Source organism: Hallella sp. (genome assembly GCF_037460745.1).
In the GTDB taxonomy this organism is placed as follows: domain Bacteria; phylum Bacteroidota; class Bacteroidia; order Bacteroidales; family Bacteroidaceae; genus Prevotella; species Prevotella faecis.
Map to the genome: position 1 here is coordinate 1 of NZ_JAXVAE010000045.1, position 2,337 is coordinate 2,337.

General features: G+C 44.8%; 2 protein-coding genes and 1 pseudogene. 2 read left to right on the top strand and 1 reads right to left on the bottom strand.

Annotated features, from left to right (window positions below):
- Positions 1-656: 656 nt before the first annotated feature.
- Positions 657-1,154, top strand: a pseudogene (locus tag WKK33_RS01150) (very short patch repair endonuclease).
- Here the strand turns inward: WKK33_RS01150 and WKK33_RS01155 are convergent.
- Complete coding sequence (locus WKK33_RS01155; protein WP_337469561.1) at positions 1,035-1,289, bottom strand: hypothetical protein; 255 nt, start codon at positions 1,287-1,289, stop codon at positions 1,035-1,037. The pseudogene WKK33_RS01150 and the gene WKK33_RS01155 sit on opposite strands and share 120 nt — an antisense overlap.
- A 584-nt stretch (positions 1,290-1,873) precedes the next feature.
- Between WKK33_RS01155 and WKK33_RS01160 the strand changes: the two genes are divergently transcribed.
- Positions 1,874-2,305 (top strand): hypothetical protein, encoded by a 432-nt coding sequence (locus WKK33_RS01160; protein ID WP_337932107.1) that lies wholly within the window; start codon positions 1,874-1,876, stop codon positions 2,303-2,305.
- Positions 2,306-2,337: the final 32 nt, after the last annotated feature.

Genomic DNA, 2,337 nt, shown 5'->3' on the forward strand with positions numbered 1-2,337 from the left:
AGTTGGTTAGAGCGTCAGATTGTGGTTCTGAATGTCGTGGGTTCGAGTCCCACCATCCACCCTTAAAAACCCTTGCAGATATTCATCTGCGAGGGTTTTTAGTTTAGTATGCGCCTTGCCCTTATTTCGGCAATGGCAGTTAGTCAACCATAGAGTAAGGATCGAGGAGTTGAAAACCCGCAAAAGCCAAACTCCGCATTGTCGATTGGCCGAGATCTTTACCTTATTATATAGTAGATGGACTTGCAATCATCAGGCTCGGTTGTGATAGTTGGGTGAGATCTTTACCTTATTATATAGTAGATGGACTTGCAATCATCAGGCTTGGTTGTGATAGTTGGGCGAGATCTTTACCTTATTATATGGTAGATGGACTTGCAATCATCAGGCTCGGTAGTAGTGGTTGTTTGTGGGAAAACGCTTGTTTGTTGGGGGTGTGCGGGTGTAACCCTGTTCTTTCAGATGAGGGTTGGGCAAGCCCATTCTGATGTTTGTTGTGTCGAAGAATTGTAAAAGTTGGCGGTTGTTGATGGTGGTTTGATGGATTGTTTGTACTTTTGCTGCAAAGGAACGTTCTCGTAAAGGCAAATGAGCGGAACGAAGCTTGCCTTAGCTTTGGCTTGACGAGAAAACGAAGGATGAAAACCAATGATGCGATGGACCACTTTTCCAAGGAACAACGAACGCGAATCATGGCTGCGATACGATCGAATGGTACGCGGCCTGAAATCCTTGTGAGGCATTACCTGTGGCGCCAGGGATTTTGATATCGGGTCAATCTTGGTCGGTTGCCTGGTCATCCCGACATTGTGTTGCGAAAATACCGCACCTGTATCTTTGTGAATGGTTGCTTCTGGCATGGCCATGATTGTGGTGCTTTTCGCCTCCCCAAGACACGTGTCGACTTTTGGAGAAGCAAGATAGAGCGCAATAAGCAGCGCGACAAGGAAGTGCAACAACGATTGGCAACCATGGGCTGGCATTGCATTACGGTGTGGGAGTGCCAGTTGAAGAAACCAATGAGAGACCAAACGCTAAAAGACTTGGCCTTCACGCTTAACCATCTCTATCTCCGTGACCATGCCGTTGGTTATCGCCGACTTGAGGAAGAGTGGGGCGGAAGCATGGCTGCCGAACCCGATAGGGGTGAATAGGCGGAATGGAATGGCCTGCGCATGCTTCTTTTTATGTTGCTTCGATATTTTCTCCGTTTCTGTTTCATGGTGCCTTTTCTTTATGTTGTTACTATCTTGGAGCAGCTCCGACGCTATCTTCTGCTTTTGTAACATGGCTTCTTGTTATCTGTTGTTGCCATATTAGGGTTGTCTCTGTTTTCTCAATGCTTTCACCCTCTATTGTTTTTCCTAATTGGTGGTACGTTTTGCAATAGTTTCCGTGATCTTCTAATGGGGCATGGGACTTCATTTTCCCTTCTTGTTTGTATTGTGATGCTTGCGAGGCCTGCATTGAAGACATAGCGTGCTATGACAGAACGAGGCAAAAAGGAACGGGACGCTACTGCTGATAATGTGTTGAAGATGTGGCGTTCTATGGCGAAATGAGGGCGGAAACGAGAGGTTGAACGAAACGCCTAAAAGAGTAAGAGGCGACAATAGGTCTTTGGCTATTCAGCTTGTTGCGGTTTGATGTCGGATTGGAGGTGTTTTTCTTCCTATCAATTCGTTTCACGGCAAAAACGTTGTGGTGTCTCATTTTTGCAACACTTTTACTGCCGTCAATACGTATGTTATTGTTAAATTTGCAAACATTAAGAAAGTTTTGTATTTCCTTCACGGGCCTTGATGTTCATTGCAGACTATAAACCTATGCTGTGTGCTGACAGGGGGAACTTTTTACTATAAGCATTTTTGCGTTGAAACATATTAAAATTGACACACAAGTGAAGAAACTTCGTGCCATGTCTTTTCGTAAGTTGGCTGGGTGGGTTAATGTCGACCACCTGATAGTCACCCTTTTGGTGTTATTCCTGGGGTGGTTGTTGGCGTTTGCTTCCATTAACCTCACGGTTTTCAATCCCGTCAAGAAGGCTTTTGCCGACTTTTCCATGACCGACATCTTCTATGAGATACAGAATAGTAGTGGCGTGAAAGAGTTCAATAACGACATTGTTTTGGTTGACATGACAGAACTGTATGATCGCCGCAAGATCGCCCAAAGCATTCGCGATATCGCAAGTTGCCAGCCTAAGGTGTTTGTGATAGACCTCATTTTTGAACGCCCCAGCTATGACGAGGAGGAGAACGAGTGCCTCATCAATGCTGTTTTACTAGTGATGCGATATTAATCGCTTAACTATAGTTATATATTTGATATTTA